Raw genomic sequence first — 16551 nt, 5'->3', positions numbered from 1 at the left:
CGGGGCGGTGGTGGCCCGGATGCCCGCGCGCACACGGGTCTCGGACATTTCCTGACAAATCCCCCTACAGGGGCCGCACCACCCATCGTGACGTTACGTGACCAGATAGGCACCCAAAGCCGCACTTTGAGCGGGGAAATTCGATTTCCTCCGCCGTACGCCGTCGCTACACTCCTTGATCGACGCCATCACGGGACGAGGAAGGGAGCCGGCCATGCGTGACCACACCGCCGCCGTCGTCCCCCCGTCGCGTTACGAGGTGATCCTGGTGTCTTCGCCCTCCCGGCGCCGGCTGCGCGGCCGCCGCTGGATGCTGCCCTGACGGATTCCCCTTCGCCGGGGTAATCGCGCCGTCCTCGAACGACAACGTCCCGGAAGGGGCAAGGGCCGTGCGTGCTCACCTGCTCAACTCCCTGACCACCGTCCGCAACATCGGCATTCTCGCCCACGTGGACGCCGGCAAGACCACCGTCACCGAACGGATGCTCTACCTCACCGGCGCCACCTACAAGCGCGGCGAGGTGCACGACGGCACGACCGTCACCGACTTCGACTCCCAGGAGCGCGACCGCGGCATCACGATCTTCGCCGCCGCGGTGAGCTGCGACTGGGACGGGCACCGGATCAACCTGATCGACACCCCCGGCCACGTCGACTTCTCCGACGAGGTGGAGCGCTCGCTGCGGGTGCTCGACGGCGCGATCGCGGTGTTCGACGGCGTCGCCGGGGTCGAGCCGCAGAGCGAGTCCGTCTGGCGACGGGCCGACCGGCACGGCGTGCCGCGCGTCGCGTTCGTCAACAAGCTGGACCGGGCCGGAGCCGACCTCGACGCGGCCGTCGAGTCGATCCGGCGGCGGCTGCATCCCGCGCCGCTGGTGGTCCAGCTGCCGATCGGGCGCGAGGACGGCTTCACCGGCGTCGTGGACCTGCTCACCCTGCGGGCCCTGGTCTGGAACGACGGCGTCTGCCACACCGGCCCGGTGCCGGCCGACCTGCGCCAGGAGGCCCTGCGGCGGCGCCGCCTGCTGGAGGAGGCGGTCGCCGAACTGCATCCGGCCGCCCTGGAGGAGTTCTGCGCGGCCCCGGCGGATGCGGGAATGCCGGATTCGTGGCCCGCGGATCCGGCATCCCCGGCCCCAGGGCCGGCGATCTCCGAGGCGACGCTGGCCGCCGCGTTGCGTGACCTGACCGGCAGTGGTGCCGGGCTGGTCGTGCTGTGCGGTGCGGCGTACCGCGACCGGGGGATCGAGCCGCTGCTGGACGCGGTCGTCCGGTATCTGCCCTCGCCGCTCGACGTGCCTCCCGTGCGCGGGCAGGACGGCGGGGAACGGGCCGCCGACCCGGACGCGCCCCTGGCCGCGCTGGTGTTCAAGGTCAGCTCGACCGCGACCGGGCGGCTCACCTACGTGCGCCTGTACGCGGGCACGGTACGGAAGGGGGACACGGTGCTGGACGCCGGCACGGGCCGGACGGAGCGGATCAGCCGGATCCTGCGCGTGCAGGCCGACCGGCACGCCGAGACGGAGCAGGCGGCGGCCGGCGACATCGTCGCGCTGGTCGGGCCGAAGGCGGCCCGCACCGGGACGACCCTGTGCGCGCCGGGTTCGCCGCTGCTGCTGGAGCCGCCGGGCGCGACCGAGCCGGTGGTGTCCGTGGCGGTCGAGGCGCGCAGGAGCACCGACGCCGACCGGCTCGCGGCGGCGCTGGCGCGGCTGGCGGAGGAGGATCCGTCGCTGGCCGTGCGGACCGACGCCGAGACGGGGCAGACCGTTCTGTCCGGGATGGGCGAGCTGCATCTGGAGGTGGCGGCGGAGAAGCTGCACCGCGACCACCGGCTGGAGGTCTCCGTCGGCCGGCCGCAGGTGTCGTACCGGGAGACGGTCGGGCGCGGCGTGTCCGGGCTGCTGTACCGGCACGTCAAGCAGGACGGCGGCGCCGGGCAGTTCGCGCACGTGGTGATCGACGTCGAACCGCTGGCGGAGGGCTTCGCGTTCGCCTCGGCGGTGACCGGCGGGCGGGTGCCGCGCGAGTACGTGCGCGCGGTGGAGGCCGGCTGCCGGGACGCGCTGGCGGACGGCCCGCTGGGCGGTCATCCGGTGACCGGCCTGCGGGTCACGCTGACCGACGGGGCCACGCACGTGAAGGACTCCTCGGAGATGGCGTTCCGCACGGCGGGGCGCCTCGCGTTGCGCGAGGCGCTGCGCTCGTGCGCGATGGTGCTGCTGGAACCGGTGGTGGAGGTGACGGTGACCGTTCCCGACGACATGGCGGGCGGCGTGCTGGGTGACCTGCCGGCTCGCCGCGGCCGCATCTCGGGCTCGACGGCCCGTGGCGGCACGGTGGTGATCACCGCGGTGGTGCCGCTGGCCGAGATGTTCGGGTACGCCACCCGGCTGCGCGGCCGTACCCAGGGCCGCGGCACGTTCACCACCCGCCCGGCCGGTTACGCACCCGCCTGACCGGCCGAGCGGGCTGACGCCGCCCGGAGTCGGGCCGCCCGCGCCTTGGACGCCGGCGGCCTGACGGGGGTGCGGCCCGGCCAGGTGTCAGGCGGTGAAGGAGATCCACACGTCCGGGGGGACGCCGGGCCGGTGCGGTACGGGCCGGCGTTCCTCGGTCCACGCCTGGCCGGCGAGCTCGGTGGCCACGCGGCGCCAGAACGAGACGGCCGTCGTGTTGGCGTCCTGGAAGGCGATCTCCCAGGGGCCGGGATGACGGGAGATCACGTCCCGTACGGCCGCCATCCCGATCCCGGAGCGGCGGGCGCCGCGTACCACGAAGAAGCTGTTCAGCACGCGCGCCGGGCCGGACAGCGCGCGGACGAACGCGAAGCCCACGGGATGGTCGCCGCTGGTGAACAGGTAGGCGGCCCAATCATCGCCGGCGAGCGCCGCGTTCAGCCGGTCGCTGTGGTACGTGGCGTCGCGGCTGGGCAGTCCGCCCTGGTAGTCGGCCATGTCGTGGCGGAACATGAGCCACAGTCGTTCGGCCACGGGACGGTCGGCGGCGCTCATGGGCCGCACCGATGCTGGTGTAGAGGTCATACGAACACCTTCCGGCCGGGATCAAATCCGGCCGGAAGGTGTGAATCTAGCACAGTCTGATCATGGGCCTGGTCAAGGGGTGGTGACCGTGACCGAGCTCGACCAGTACACCGCCCTGGCCACCTGCGCGAACAGGCCCTTGGGATGGTTGCGGAACATCGGCTCGGTGCCGAAGAGCACCACGGCCGCACCCCGCTCGTCCCGCCCGCTGACCACGGCCGCCTGGCCCCTGGCCGCGTCCGGGCCGCCCGCCCCCTGCCCGTCGGGCCGCCAGTGGCCGGACACGAGGGGGCCGTCGGCCGCGTACGACTGCTCGACCGTGACCTCGGGCCCGAGACCGGTGAACCAGAGCGGCGAGTACACGAACGAGTGCGCGGGCGATCCGCCGCCCACGGGCCCGCCGGAGGCGACGGTGCGGACCACGCCGTTGGCGTCGCCGCGGCCGGGCACCGTGGTGGCGGTGAGCAGGCCCGCGTCGGTGTTGAAGCGGGCGCCCGTCTGACCTCGGGTGATCACGCCGCCGCCGGCCAGGAACGCCTCCAGCGCCGTCCTGGCCGCCGGGTTGAGCGCGGCGTGGCTGAGGCCGCTGGAGACGTACAGGACGTCGGTGCCGCTCCAGTCGAAGCCGGCGTTGAGCACGGCGGTGGAGACGGGCGTGACGGGGAAGCCCAGCTCGCGCAGCGTGAACAGCTCGTCCGCCGAGGCCGCGGCGGCGACGCGCACCTGTCCGAGCGGGGTGCCGGCGGCAGCACCCGCCGGAGTGCCCGCCGAAGCACCTGACGATGTGCCCGACTGAGCGCCTCCCGGGGAGCTCCCGTGAGCGCCCGCGTGACCGCCCGCCGGGGTGAACGCGACGCCGTGGCGTTCGGCGACGGTCCTGGCGGCGTTCCTGGCCGAGGCCGGGATGATCGCCGCGCCGCCGTTCCACGTCACCGCGACCCCCTGGGCCAGCAGGTCGTTGAGCGCCCTGACCTCCTTGGCGTCCCCGACCCTGAGCGCCAGCGGCCCCGGCGCGCGCGGGACCGAGCCGGTCGGCGCGGCCGCCTTGACGGAGACGGTGTCCGCGCGCAGCGACGAGACCGGCTCCACGGTGGCGCCCCAGAGCAGGGCATGACTCCAGCCCGAGATGTCATACATGGCATCGACCCGAGGGGAGATGTCCGCGCCGGGCTCCAGCATCACGTTGGCCAGACCGCGCTTGGGCTGGCGCATGTCGACCACGTACGACCCGGCCGGGTACGTCCTGCCGCCCGAGCGGAAGGAGCTCCGCGCCCGCTCGACCCGGACGTCGTTCGCGATCAGGTGGTCCACCAGGCGGGCGGCGGCCGTGGCCGAGCGCTGCCCGGAGCCCGCGGGGATGACGTACGCGCGGGGGAAGGTGGTGGTGTAGACGTCCTCGGGCCCGAAGCCGGGCACGATGCCGAGCGGCACGGGCTTCGACGGCTCGCCGGCCGCGCCACGCCTGAAGACCTCGATCTGGTCGGCGATCAGCCGGTCGTGACGGGACCGGACGAAGCCGTACGTCGCGCGGATCGCGGCGGCGGCCACGTCGGTGTTGACCGCCGAGCGGCGGCGCAGCTCCTCGGCCGGGGTCTGGTCGTAGGCGGAGCCGTTGACCCGCAGCGGGATCTCCACGGTGTGCGCGGCGACCGCGCCGTGGAAGGGGGCGTACTGCGGGGTGAAGATCGGCGGCCAGTCGTCCCAGCCCTCGGCGGAGTCGCGGAACGGGATCTGCGCCGGCTCCACGCCGTCCTTCGCCGGGGTGTAGCCGAGGCCGTTGATCGCGGCCTCCATGCCCAGGCCGTTGGCGTAGGCGTTGGTGATGAACAGGTCGTACTCGTAGTTGGCGCCGTGCGGCGGCGTGGTGGGCTCGATGAGCGTGCCGTTGACGTAGCCGTGCAGGTCGAGCATGGCGACCGGCTGGGTGTCGATCATGATCTGGCGCATCGCCCTGACCTCGGGCTGCGAGGCGGTGACGAAGTCGCGGTTGAGGTCGAACTCGGCGCCGTTCTGGCGGGCGTTGTTCACCCGGCCGTCGGGGTTGGCGGTGACGTTGAAGTACAGGCGGGTGCGTTTGAGCAGGTCGGTGACGGCGGGGTCGGTGCTGGTGGCGAGCTGCTCGATGGTGCGCAGGGCGGCGTCGGCGCCCTCCCACTCGTTGCCGTGGATGTTGCCGTTGACGAAGATCGGCGCCTTGTAGGTCCTGGCCAGCTTGCGGTCCCGGGCGGCGGCGGCCGGATCGTCTCCGATGCGCTCGCGGATGCGGGCCTGCTCGCGCGCCTGGGCGGCGCTCTCGGGCGCGGTGACGGTGACGAGGTAGAGGTCGCGGCCCTGGGCGGAGCTGCCGATGATCTCCGCGCTCACCCGGTCGCCGCGCCACTGCAGGTCGTTCAGCTTGGGCGCGATGCCGTGGTACGGCACCAGACCCAGCTTGATCGAGGCGTCGGCCGGGTTCTCCGGCGGCAGCGGGAGCCGGGTGCGCCTGGGGTAGCCGCGGTCGTGCGACCATCCGTACGGGCGCTCCCCGGCCGGGGCTCCGCGCAGGGCGGCGGCCTCGCCGGGCGTGCCGGCGGCGACCTCGTTCCGCTCGGGGCCGTTGCCGAAGTCGCGCACCGCCGGGGGCGCCGGCTCGGCCGGATCGGCCAGCGCGGGCAGGCCGCCGGCCTGCGGCACGACGATCAGCGCGACTGCGACGACGGCGCCGAGCAGACGGGCGGGCAGACGGGCGGGCAGACGGGCGGACGGTGCGGCGGGCAGGCCGGCAGGTGCTCTGAGGCGCGGATCCATCACGGCTCCCGGTAGTCGGCGGCGATGCCGATCAAGGAGATCAGGCCCGCGGCGAACTCCATCGCCTCGGCGTGTCCCTCGCTGAACGGCGGCTGGAACCCAACGCCCTCCCACCGGCGGGTCGAGGGGTTCCACAGGTCGGCGCCGACCTCGAAGTCCCACCCGTAGACGCCGTAGTCGTACCACAGCTCGTCGGCGGAGTTCCCGGCCGCCGAGTACAGCACGTCCGTGACGGGGCCGGTCTGCTGCGGCCAGATGACGGTGCCGCGCTCAGCGACGATGGCCTGCTCGATGGTGCGGGCCGAGCGCAGGAAGTACGCCTCCTCCTGGCGCGTCGGCCTGGGCAGGGTGACCCGGCCGTCGAGCCGGTAGGCGCCGGGCGGCCACATGAAGTAGCCGCCGTAGCTGTGCACGTTCATCGCGAACCTGATGTTGCGGTAGCGCTGCGCCAGCCAGATGACGTTGCGGCTCTCGGGCTCGGAGTGCTCGGACGGGCCGGCGTACGTGCCGGACTGGCAGCTCGCCGACGCGCCGAAGTAGCCGTCGGACAGCGAGCCGACGGCGTAGTTGCGGTTGACGTCCACGCCCCACGTGTTGCGCGCCGCCGGGTCGGCCTGCTGCGCCGGGCAGTGGTTGGTCATGTTCTTCCGCTGGGCGTTGAAGTCGTAGAAGCTGTAGTTCGCCCCGTCGGGGTTGACGGTCGGCACGATGAAGATGTCGGTACGGTCGAGCAGCCGCCGGGTGGCCTTGTCCCGGTCGTGGTTGCGCAGCAGCCGTTCGGCGGCCTCGATGGTGACCAGCGGCGTCACCCATTCGCGCGCGTGCTCCTGGGCGTAGGCCAGCACGCCGGTGCGCGAGCCGTCGCGGCGGCTGCCGATGCGCAGGGCCAGCACCTGCGCGGGCGCGCGGGAGACGTCGGCGGGGGCGCTGAGGAAGTCGTCGAGCTGGACGGGCGGCGCGGGCGCCATGACGCCGGCGCCCGGGTCGGTGCGGTAGACGGAGGCCCTGACGGGCAGGCCCGGCGTGGCGTTGATCGCGGCGGCGACCTGGGCGGCGGTGCTGACCGGCGCGCCGGAGTCGTCGGTGGCCAGGCTGACGGCGACGAGCTTGCCGTCGATGCTGACGCGGAGCGGGCTGCCGGGCGTGCCGGGATCGGTAAGCTCGACGGACAGGTCGTTGCCGCCCTCGGAGCCGTAGGCCGTGGAGGTGATCACGACGGCGGCGGCGGGCGCGGTGCCGATCAGCGCCTGGGCGTGGCGGCGGTAGCCGTTGGTCCGGTACGGCAGCGCGATCAGCTCGGTGAGCTTGGGGTAGCGCCGGTTCAGCGCCCTGATGCGCTCGTTGAGCTGGGCGGGCGTCATGTACTGGGTGACGAAGTCCTTCTGGTAGCCGGGGCCGGTCTTGGCGGGCCGGTCACCGCCCGGCCATTCGGCCACCCGCGCCTCGGCCTTGCCGCCGCCGGCGGAGGTGACGGTGATCCGGGTCGGCTGGGCGTCGGCCGGGACGGGGGCGGTGAGCTGGTGGCCCAGGTAGGCGCCGGCGTCCACGTACGCGACCATCTCGGCCTGCCCGCTGGTGCCGCGCCGGCCCTTCCAGGCGACGGTGAGCGTGGCCGCCTGGGCGGCGCTGCTGGAGGCTTCGACGGACAGGAAGTACCCGTCGCGCGACTTGTACCAGACCGCCCGCTCGATGACGATCCGGTCCCGCGTGCCGCCGGCCGTCGTGCTCGCCCGGGGCGCCGCGTCGGGGGCCAGGCTCGCGCCGAGCTGGGGCAGGGCGGCGAGCTGGGTGGGGGTGAGCACCGCGTCGACCTGGACGCTGCCGTCCGGCTGCGGGCGTACGCGTTCGGTGAGATCGGCCCCGGACTCCACCAGCCGTTCCATCGCGGCCGCGTCGGGCACGGAGATGGTGACCAGCGAGACGGGTTCGGGATCGGCCGGCCCGGCTACGGCCGGGGCGGACGGCTGTGCGCCGAGGAACGCGGCGCCGACGATCAGTGTGAGGACGGCGGACACCCGTAAGCCGTGCATGTAGCCCCTTCCAGGGATCACCTGTATGGGGATCATTCAAAGCCGACAACGGGCGACCGGCAAGACCCAGGAACGTCATCGCCCGCCGGGCGGGCTGGCGGTCACGAGGCCGTGACGTGCGGCACGGCGTCGTAGGCCGCCCAGTCGGCGCTGATCGCGCTGGCCGTCCTGAGCAGCAGCGGCAGGTGCTCCTCGGTCAGCTGCTCGATCGAGGTCTCGGCGGCGTGGGCGTTGACGTTCACCGCCGCGATGACGTTGCCGAGCCCGTCGCGCAGCGGCGCCGCCACCGAGCGGATGCCCAGGGCGAGCTGCTCGTCGGTCATCGCCCAGCCCTTGGCCCGCACGGCGCGCAGGGCCGCCTCCCGCTCGCCCGGGTCGGGCCGCCAGCGCGGCTCGATGCCGGAGCGGCTCGGCTCGGCCAGCACCCGCTCGACCTCGGCCGGGGACAGCGCGGCCAGCAGCACCTTGCCCAGCGAGGTCTGCAGCGCGGGGAAGCGGGTGCCGATCTGCACCGACAGCGCCACGATCTTCGGCACCGCGACCCTGGCCACGTAGACGATGTCGGAGCCGTCGAGCTGGGCGATCGAGGACGACTCGCGCGTCTCCTTGACCAGGGTCTCCAGGTGCGGCCTGGCCACCTCCCACAACCCCATCGAGCGCACGTAGGTGACGCCCAGCTCCAGCACCCGAGGTGTGAGGGCGAACCCGCCCCGCTCGGCCCTGGCGTAACCCAGCTCCTGCAGGGTGAGCAGGATGCGGCGGGCCGTCGGCCGGGCCAGCCCGGTGGCGGCCGCCACCTCGGTCAGCGACATGACCGGGCAGCCCGGCCGGAAGGCCCTGATGACGTCGAGGCCTCGGGCCAGCGCCTCGATGAAGTCAGGTCCGGTCTCACCACGTGCCATGTACGCCCTCACTCGCTCGGATCTGTCGATCCGACTCTAGACGGTCGCCCGTCCGCACAGCGGCCGGTCAGAGGCGGTGCGTGGCGTCGCTGCGATAGTCCGTGTACGTGTACGGGTTGTCGAGCACCTTCGCCGAGGGGATGTCGGGGTTCATCCCCCGCTCCCACGCCTCCTCCCCCATCTCGCCCCTGAGGTACTCGATCGTGCTGTCGGCCTGGGCGCGGACGGCGGCCAGGTCGATGCCGAGCAGGCGGTGCTCGTGCTTGACCACGCGCCCGTTGACCAGCACGGTGTGCACGTCGCCGCGCTGCGCCTGGAAGGCCACGTGCCCGAACGGGTTGAGCAGCGGGAACGACACGGGCGACGCGTCGTTCTTGATCAGCACGAGGTCGGCCTTCTTGCCGGGCTCGATCGTGCCGAGGTCGTCGCGGCCGATGGCGCGGGCGCCGCCCCTGGTGGCCCAGTCGACGACCTGGTCGGCGCGCAGGGCGCAGTGGGTGACGGTCTCGCCCTTGGCGTGCGCCTCCAGGTGCTCGCGCGAGCGGTCGGCGCCGAGCGTGGTGCGCATGGCCGAGAACAGGTCGCCGCTCCACCATACGCTGGTGTCCATGGACAGCGAGACGGGGATGCCGTGGGCGCGGATGGCCCACGTGGGCGGGTAGCCCTGGCCGGCGCTCTGCTCGCTCTCGGTGGAGACCGAGATCGAGCCGCCGGTGGCCGCGATGCGGTGGTAGGAGTCGGCCGACAGCGAGGCGGCGTGCACGTAGACGGTGCCGGGGGTCATGAAGCCGTGGTCGTACATGAGGCGGATGCCGTCGTCGCTGGTGGCGCCCCACACGCCGGCGTGGGTGGTGACCGTCGCGCCGAGCTCGCGGGCCACCTCGAAGGCGGGGCGCTCGGGGAAGGACGGGTCGCCGGTCACGTCGAAGGCGATCTGGAAGCCGAGCAGGTCGTCGCCGGTGACCCGGCGGCGGACGAAGTCGCGGAACTCCGGCGCGGCGGTCCACTCGGCGGGCGGCTGCTGGATGTTGCCGTAGGCGAGCACGTACCGTCCTGGCACGGCCTGCAGCGCGTCGGCGGCGGCGTCGGCGTGGTCGGGGGTGCGCAGGCCGTGCGACCAGTCGACGACGGTGGTGACGCCGGCGTCGAGGGCCTCGATGGCGGCCAGGGTGTTGCCCGCGTGCACGTCCTCGGGCCGGAAGAGCTTGCCGTGCTCCAGGTAGTACCAGACGAAGTACTGGGTGAGCGTCCAGTCGGCGCCGTAGCCGCGCATCACGGTCTGCCACATGTGCCGGTGGGTGTCGATCATGCCCGGCATGACGATGCCGCCGGTGGCGTCGATCTCGGCGGCGCCCTCGGGCGCCTCCAGCTCGGGGCCGACGGCGGCGATCCTGTCCCCGGTGACGAGGACGTCCGTGCGGGTGAGCACCCGCCTGCCGTCCATGGGCAGCACGGTGCCGCCGCGCAGCACCACGGGGCGTCCGGCCTCGAACTCGTTCATGGCACGCTCCTCGATTGCGAACATTCGTCCGCTGTACGGTCAACGCCACTGTGATGAGATGCCGCCGCACTGTCAAGATGGTTGACGAGACAGCTTTTAGATGCTGGGATCGCTTCAGCGGACATACGTCCGTTGAGCGGACGAACGAGCTGAGCGAACGGAAGAATGGATCCGGATGACTGACCACGTGCCCGACGGGCCGCTCTCCGGTGTGCTGGTGGCCGACTTCTCCCGGGTGCTGGCCGGCCCGTACGCCACGATGCTGCTCGCGGACCTGGGCGCCGACGTCGTCAAGGTCGAGGGCCCCGGCGGGGACGACACCCGCTCGTGGACGCCGCCCGCGCGCGGCACCGCGTCCACCTACTACCTGGGCGTCAACCGGGGCAAGCGGTCGATCGCGCTCGACCTGCGCCAGGAGGGCGACGCCGGGCTCGCCAGGGAGCTGGCCCGGCGGGCCGACGTGCTGGTGGAGAACTTCCGCCCCGGCGGGCTGACCAAGTACGGCCTCGACTACGACACCGTCAGCGCGGCCAACCCCGGCCTCGTGTACGCCTCGATCAGCGGGTTCGGATCGGGGGCCGGCGCGCGGGTGCCGGGCTACGATCTGATGGTGCAGGCCATGTCGGGGCTGATGAGCCTGACCGGCGAGCCGGACGGGCCGCCCTACCGGGCCGGGATCTCCGTGTTCGACGTGATGGCGGGCAACCACGCGGTGATCGGCGTGCTGGCCGCGCTGCGTCACCGCGAGGCCACCGGGCAGGGGCAGCACGTCGAGGTGAACCTGATGTCGTCGGCGCTGACCGGGCTGGTCAACCAGAGCTCGGCGTACGTGGCGGGGGACGTGGTGCCGTACCGGATGGGCAACGCGCATCCGAGCGTGTTCCCGTACGAGCCGCTGCCGACCGCCGACAACGACCTCATCGTGGCGGCCGCGAACGACGGGCAGTTCCGCAAGCTGTGCCAGGTGCTCGGCATCCCCGAGGTGGCCGACGACCCGCGGTTCGCCCGCAACGCCGACCGCACCGAGCGGCGGGAGGAGCTGCGGCCCCTGCTCGTCGAGCAGCTGGTCCGGCGGCCTGCCGACGAGTGGTTCCAGCTCCTGGTCGAGGCCGGGGTGCCGAGCGGGCCGATCAACACCATCGACGGCGGGTTCGCCGCGGCGGAGCGGTTCGGGCTGGACCCCGTCGTGGTGGTCGGCGAGGGCGATCGGGCGGTGCCGACGACGCGGCACCCGATCCGCTTCTCCCAGACGCCCGCCGGGTACGCCCTGCCGCCGCCCGACCTGGACGAGCACGGCGCCGAGCTGCGCAAGTGGCTGGAGGACGGACGTGCCTGAGTATCCGACCGCGCTCGGGGCGTCGACGCCCGACACGATCACCCTGCTGGGCCACGACCTGGCCGCCGACGTGATGGGCGAGGTGGGCTTCGGCGAGCTGGCCTTCTGGCTGGCCACGCAGCGCCGCCCGTCGCCCGGCGAGGTCCGCGTGTTCGAGGCCGTGCTGGCCGCGCTGGCCGACCACGGGTTCACGCCGACCGCGATCGTGACACGGCTGACGTACCTGTCCGCGCCCGACTCCGTACAGGGAGCTCTGGCCGCGGGCCTGCTCGGCGGCGGCTCCCGCTTCCTCGGCGTCACCGAGGACTGCGGCCGCTTCCTGCACGAGGTGATCGTCGCGCACGACCCGCTGCCGGCCGAGGAGCCCGGCTGGGACGCGCTCGCCCTGGACACCGTGCGGGCCCGCCGCGAGTCCGGGCGTCTCATCCCCGGGCTCGGCCATCACGTGCACAAGAACGGCGACCCGCGCACGCCCAGGCTGTTCGAGATCGCGGAAGAGGAGGGCCTGCTCGGCCCGCACCTGTCGCTGTTCGCCGCCATCGGGCGCGTGCACCCGCAGGTCCTCGGCCGCACGCTGCCGCTCAACGGCGCCGGCGTCTGCGGCGCGGCGCTGGCCGACCTGGGCCTGCCGCTGGAGCTGCTGCGCGGGTTCGCGCTGCTGGCCAGGACCGCCGGGCTCATCGGGCAGCTCGCCGAGGAGCTGCGCCGGCCGGTGGCCAACGAGATCTTCCTTTCGGTGGACCTGAACAACCGGTCCATCCCGCCCGAGCCGTTCCCATCCCCCGACGGAGGTTCGCATGACTGAGGTCATCGGAGGTTCGCATGGCTGAGGTCGTCGCGGTCATCGCGTCCACCCACCACCCCTTCTACTACCGCGCCAGCACCGCCACCGGAGAGGACCGCCCGCCGTTCGCCGACGAGTGGGTGCGCAAGGTGGAGGCGTTCCGGGAGACGCTGACCAGGGCCAGGCCCGACGTGCTGGTCATGGTCGGCTCCGACCACTTCCACCAGCTCTGGCTGGACAACATGCCGCAGTTCCTGATCGGCAAGGCGCCCTTCTACGACGCCAACTTCTACAACGAGGAACGCGAGTTCGGGCTGCCGCGCATGGTGTGCCAGGGGCAGGAGGAGCTCTCGTCGTACATCCTGCGCGAGGGCATCGACGCCGGCTTCGACCTGGCCTTCTCCAACGAGCTGCGGATCGACCACTCGATCACGTGCCCGATCATCACCCTGCGCCCGCAGAACGACCTGCCGATCGTGCCCGTCTACACCAACATCTTCGCCCCGCCGCTGCCGCGGCCGAAGCGGTTCGTGCAGCTCGGGCAGACGATCAGGGAGCTGGTGGAGTCGTGGCCGGCCGAGCAGCGGGTCGCGATCATCGGCACCGGGCACCTGTCGCTGGAGCTCGGCGGCCCGCGCCAGTTCGGGCCGCACGGCCCCGACCCCGAGTTCGACCGCAAGGCCGTCGAGTGGATCTCCTCGGGCGACATCGAGGGCTGCCTGGCCGAGGTCACCCTCGACAGCCTGCACCTGCCGGGCAACGCCACCCACGGGTTCATGGACTTCATGCTGATGATGGGGGTCGCCGGGGAGGGCCGCAAGGCGGACTACGTGGACACCTACGACCTGTTCCACACCATGGAGGCGTACTTCACCTGGTACCCGGACGGAGGCGCCGGCGCATGAGCAAGTATCTGCTGAACAAGTTCCTGTTCACCGTGGACCGCGATCCCGAGCTGGTCGAGCGCTACCGCGAGGAGCCGCGCGCCACGGTGGAGTGGTGGGAGGGCGAGTACGCCAACCGCATCCTCAACTGCCACGACGGAGAGTCGTCCACCTGGCTGCGCTTCGACGACGTGGAGCGGGAGGCGCTGGCCGCCCACGACTATCCGCGGCTGTTCGAGCTGGGGGCGCATCCGTTCCTGACGCTGACCCTGTTCATCGCGATGTTCGAGCGCGACCATCCGCCGCTGGGCTTCCAGACGGAGTACGCGCGGCGGCTGTCGCACATGCGGCTGCCGTATCCGGACATCGCCACCTGATCCACCTTCCGGCAGCGGCGGTCCCGGAGGTCCGGGGCCGCCGGTAGGCGTACGACGCAGGAGCCCGATGATGCGTGCCCTCCAGATCGACGAGTGCGGGCGGCCGCCGGCCGTGGCCGCGCGCCCGGAACCGGTGCCGGGTCCCGGCCTGGAGCTGGTGCGGGTCGTCGCCGCGCCGATCACCCCGCTGGACCTGCTGTGCGCGACCGGCACGTCCTACTTCGGGCTGCCCGCGCTGCCGTACGTGCCCGGCGTCCAGGGCGTCGGGTCGGCCGGCGGGCGGCTCGTGTGGTTCCCGACCGCTGCCGGGATGGCTCCAGGGGACGGCAGCATGGCGGAGCTGGCCCTGGCGCGGGCCGAGGACCTGGTCGAGCTGCCGGAAGGCGCCGATCCGTTCGCCGTGGCGGCGCTCGGGCTGTCGGCGGTGGCCGCGTACCAGGCGCTGACCTGGCGGGGCGAGCTGGCCGCGGGCGAGCAGGTGCTGGTGCTCGGCGGGGGCGGCGCGGTCGGGCAGGCGGCGATCCAGCTGGCCCGGCTGGCGGGCGCGCGCCGCGTGGTGGCCGCGGCCCGCTCGGCGGCCGGCCTGGACCGGGCCCGCCAGGCGGGCGCCGACGCCGTCGTCCCCCTCCCCCCGGCCGTTCCCACGCCCGGTTCTGCTTCCGACGGTCCCGATCCCGCCGCCGGCGAGCTTGCTTCCGGCGACGTGGACGGGCTCGCACGGCGGTTCGCCGACGCCTGCGACGGTCCGGTGGACCTGGTCCTCGACCCGCTGTACGGCGTCCCCGCCGCGGCGGCGGCCAGGACGCTGCGCCCGGGCGGGCGGCTGGTCAACCTCGGGAGCGCGGCGGCGGAGACGTGCCCGCTGGACTCCGCCACCCTGCGCAGCCGGTCGCTGCGCGTCCTCGGCTACACCAACAACGAGCTGTCCAGGGAACGGCGGGCGGCGGCCGTCGCCCACGTCGCCGAGCAGTCGGCGGCGGGCAGGCTCGCCGTGACGCACGAGGTGGTGCCGCTGGACCAGGCCGCGCGGGCCTGGCACGGCCAGACGTCCGGCGCCTCCGGCGTACGCATCGTGCTGGACCTCGGCTGACCAGCCCCCAGACCAACCGCGACCGGCCCCCGCCAACGTGGCTCCGGTCTGACGGCGTCAGCCGCGCGACGGCCTGACCGCGTCAGCCGGTCGAAGGGGTCAGCACGAGCCGGCCGAACACCTCGCCGGCGTTCATCTTCCGGTGTGCCAATGCGGCCTGCTCCAAGGGCAGCACTTCGTGCACCACCGCCTCCAGCTCGCCCCGGCCCGCCGCGGCCAGCAGGCCGGCGGTCGCGGCGCGCCGGTCGTCGTGGGACACGGAGTCCGCGCTGAAGACCGCGAACGACAGCGACCTGCGGAACGCCGCGAACACCTCCATGCCGAAGTCCGCCGGCGGAAAGCCCGCGACCGCGCCCAGGGCCACCATGCGCCCGTTCGGGTTGAGCTTGGCGAAGAACGACGGCAGGCCCGCGCCGGCGACGATGTCGATGATGACGTCGTACGCCTCCGGAGCCCCCTCGTCCCCTTCGCCGGAACGATCCAGCACGTGGGTCGCGCCGAGCTTGCGCAGCCGGTCGCCCCGCTCGGCCGACGACGTCGTGACCGCCACCACGCCGGCGCCGTCACGCGCCGCGAGCTGGACCGCCATGATGCCGATGCCGCCGGCCGCGCCGCGCACCAGCACGGACTCGCCGGGAACGAAACGGGCATGGCGGAGACCGAAGCGGGCCACCGTGCCGGAGCTCCCCAGGGTCACCGCATCGGCGGCGGACACGTCCGCGGGGAGCGGGACGAGCGCCGAGGCCGGAGCGACGGCCTGCTCCACGTAGCCGCCGCCCCCGTCGGTGAACGCCCACACGCGCCGGCCGCGCCAGGACGCATCCACGCCCTCGCCCACGGCGGTCACGGTGCCCACCACCTCGCCGCCCGGGATGTGCCCCTCCTGGAAGCCGTACCCGGCCAGGGCGCCGCTGAGGATCAAGGCGTCGACACCGCCGACGCCGATCGCCTCGGTGGCGATCACCACCTGGCCCGCGGCGGGGCTCGGGTCGGGCACGTCGATGACCGCGAGTCCTTCCGGGCCGCCGAACGTCTGGATGGCCACTGCCTTCATCATCGTCTCCTGCCGGTCGAGGCGTTCTCTCAGAGCGCTGAGGACACTAGTGGACGCCCCCGTCCGTTTAGCTAAAGTGAGAACGGTGAACGACCGTTTGACTCACAAGCTGCGCTCCGACGCCCTCGACAACCGCGAACGCATCCTGGAGGCCGCCCGCGCGGTGTTCGCCGCCGAGGGCCTGAACGTGCCGATGCGGGAGATCGCGCGCCGCGCCGGAGTCGGCCCCGCCACGCTCTACCGGCGCTTCCCGACCAAGGAGACGCTGGCCACCGAGGCGTTCGCGGACCAGATGCGCGCCTGCGAGGTCATCGTCACCGGAGGGCTCGACGAACCTGATCCGTGGCGCGGCTTCTGCCACGTGATCGAGCGGATCTGTGAACTGCACGCCCGCGACCGGGGCTTCACCGCGGCCTTCATGGCCACCTTCCCCGGCGCGATCGACTTCGCGGCGAGCCGGGGGCGCACGCTGGAGGCGATCTCCGAGCTGGCCCGCCGGGCCAAGGCGGCCGGGCGGCTGCGCGCCGACTTCGTCCTGGACGACCTGGTGCTCGTCCTCATGGCCAACAACGGCCTCCAGGCCGCCTCACCGGCCGGCCGGGTGGCGGCCTCCCGGCGCTTCGCCGCGCTGACCATCCAGGCGCTGCGCGCCGCCCCCGGCGCCACCCCGCTCCCGCCGCCCGCCCGGCTGCTGCCCGGCCGCCCGCTCTCACCGACGGCCTGAACGCCACCCGGCCGAGCACCCCCCGACCGGACGCCCGC

The 16551-nt window shown here is 73.3% G+C and carries 13 protein-coding genes; 7 read left to right on the top strand and 6 right to left on the bottom strand.

The window, feature by feature from the left end; translation table 11 throughout:
* Positions 1-389: 389 nt before the first annotated feature.
* Positions 390-2459, top strand: coding sequence for an elongation factor G (locus tag B0I32_RS33845; RefSeq protein WP_106246728.1), 2070 nt, complete (start codon positions 390-392; stop codon positions 2457-2459).
* 87 nt (positions 2460-2546) lie between these two features.
* Here B0I32_RS33845 and B0I32_RS33840 read toward each other — a convergent pair whose 3' ends face one another.
* From B0I32_RS33840 to B0I32_RS33820, 5 genes are all read right to left on the bottom strand, one after another.
* On the bottom strand, positions 2547-3044 hold the full coding sequence (locus tag B0I32_RS33840) for a GNAT family N-acetyltransferase (protein WP_106246726.1): 498 nt from the start codon (positions 3042-3044) through the stop codon (positions 2547-2549).
* A 72-nt stretch (positions 3045-3116) separates the two neighbouring features.
* The gene (locus tag B0I32_RS33835) at positions 3117-5831 is read right to left on the bottom strand and encodes a M14 family zinc carboxypeptidase (RefSeq protein WP_106246724.1); all 2715 of its coding nucleotides are present in this window, start codon (positions 5829-5831) and stop codon (positions 3117-3119) included.
* Positions 5831-7861, bottom strand: a complete 2031-nt coding sequence (locus B0I32_RS33830; RefSeq protein ID WP_106246722.1) for a M14 family metallopeptidase — start codon at positions 7859-7861, stop codon at positions 5831-5833. The genes B0I32_RS33835 and B0I32_RS33830 overlap by 1 nt, the downstream gene beginning before the upstream one ends.
* Positions 7862-7962: 101 nt before the next feature.
* Positions 7963-8763, bottom strand: a complete 801-nt coding sequence (locus tag B0I32_RS33825; RefSeq protein ID WP_106246721.1) for an IclR family transcriptional regulator domain-containing protein — start codon at positions 8761-8763, stop codon at positions 7963-7965.
* Between the two features lie 67 nt (positions 8764-8830).
* Entirely contained in the window at positions 8831-10264 is a 1434-nt protein-coding gene (locus B0I32_RS33820; protein WP_106246719.1) for an amidohydrolase family protein, read from the bottom strand.
* A 175-nt stretch (positions 10265-10439) separates the two neighbouring features.
* On the opposite strand from B0I32_RS33820, the gene B0I32_RS33815 reads away from it, so the two are divergent.
* The 5 genes from B0I32_RS33815 (at position 10440) to B0I32_RS33795 (ending at position 14735) form a co-directional block, all read left to right on the top strand.
* Positions 10440-11600 (top strand): CaiB/BaiF CoA transferase family protein, encoded by a 1161-nt coding sequence (locus B0I32_RS33815; protein ID WP_106246718.1) that lies wholly within the window; start codon positions 10440-10442, stop codon positions 11598-11600.
* On the top strand, positions 11593-12405 hold the full coding sequence (locus B0I32_RS33810; protein ID WP_106246716.1) for a citryl-CoA lyase: 813 nt from the start codon (positions 11593-11595) through the stop codon (positions 12403-12405). Before B0I32_RS33815 ends, B0I32_RS33810 begins: the two co-directional genes overlap by 8 nt.
* Positions 12406-12422: 17 nt before the next feature.
* Positions 12423-13289, top strand: coding sequence for a DODA-type extradiol aromatic ring-opening family dioxygenase (locus B0I32_RS33805; RefSeq protein ID WP_106246714.1), 867 nt, complete (start codon positions 12423-12425; stop codon positions 13287-13289).
* The gene (locus B0I32_RS33800; RefSeq protein WP_106246712.1) at positions 13286-13645 is read left to right on the top strand and encodes a hypothetical protein; all 360 of its coding nucleotides are present in this window, start codon (positions 13286-13288) and stop codon (positions 13643-13645) included. Before B0I32_RS33805 ends, B0I32_RS33800 begins: the two co-directional genes overlap by 4 nt.
* A 67-nt stretch (positions 13646-13712) precedes the next feature.
* Positions 13713-14735, top strand: a complete 1023-nt coding sequence (locus tag B0I32_RS33795; RefSeq protein WP_245956195.1) for a zinc-binding dehydrogenase — start codon at positions 13713-13715, stop codon at positions 14733-14735.
* An 82-nt stretch (positions 14736-14817) separates the two neighbouring features.
* Here the strand turns inward: B0I32_RS33795 and B0I32_RS33790 are convergent, their stop codons facing one another.
* Positions 14818-15792 carry a zinc-binding dehydrogenase gene (locus tag B0I32_RS33790; RefSeq protein ID WP_245956194.1) on the bottom strand — a complete coding sequence of 325 codons (975 nt, stop codon included), beginning with the start codon at positions 15790-15792 and terminating at the stop codon, positions 14818-14820.
* A gap of 82 nt (positions 15793-15874) precedes the next feature.
* Between B0I32_RS33790 and B0I32_RS33785 the strand changes: the two genes are divergently transcribed.
* On the top strand, positions 15875-16513 hold the full coding sequence (locus B0I32_RS33785) for a TetR/AcrR family transcriptional regulator (RefSeq protein ID WP_245956193.1): 639 nt from the start codon (positions 15875-15877) through the stop codon (positions 16511-16513).
* Positions 16514-16551: the final 38 nt, after the last annotated feature.

It is taken from the genome of Nonomuraea fuscirosea (genome assembly GCF_003001935.1).
In the GTDB taxonomy this organism is placed as follows: Bacteria; Actinomycetota; Actinomycetes; order Streptosporangiales; family Streptosporangiaceae; genus Nonomuraea; species Nonomuraea fuscirosea.
The sequence above is the reverse complement of the archived record's forward strand: the minus strand, read 5'-3'. Positions and strand labels throughout refer to the sequence as shown.